This is a genomic window from Pseudomonas sp. Lb2C2 (assembly GCF_052112205.1).
Classification (GTDB): Bacteria; Pseudomonadota; Gammaproteobacteria; order Pseudomonadales; family Pseudomonadaceae; genus Aquipseudomonas; species Aquipseudomonas kilonensis.
In genome coordinates this window covers 1-255 of record NZ_JAUTYW010000041.1, presented here as the reverse complement: position 1 = coordinate 255, position 255 = coordinate 1, and the positions used below count along the sequence as shown (strand labels likewise).

General features: G+C 59.2%; 1 protein-coding gene. It reads right to left on the bottom strand.

Annotation, left to right across the window (positions count from 1 at the left end):
* The coding region (locus Q7F16_RS30170) for a YbdD/YjiX family protein (RefSeq protein WP_409557430.1) at nt 1–163 on the bottom strand (163 nt) is incomplete at its 3' end.
* Between the last annotated feature and the right edge of the window lie 92 nt (nt 164–255).

Sequence of the window (255 nt, the reverse complement as noted above, 5' to 3'; positions counted from 1 at the left end):
GGGCCTCCTGGCGTTCACGAAAGAACGCCTCGTAGTCCATCATCGGCTTGTCCGGGTGCTTGGTTTGCATGTGCTCGACGTAGTTGTCGTAGTCGGGCATGCCGACCATCAGGCGGGCGGCCTGACCAAGGTATTTACCCAGGCGACTCAAGTCATTGAACATCGTTGCAATCCTCTATCAAGCGTCTGGCAGGGCCTGGAATGGCGCTTCTTTGTCCGTGCGTTCCTTGGTGCCCCAGGCGGCGATGCCGACCT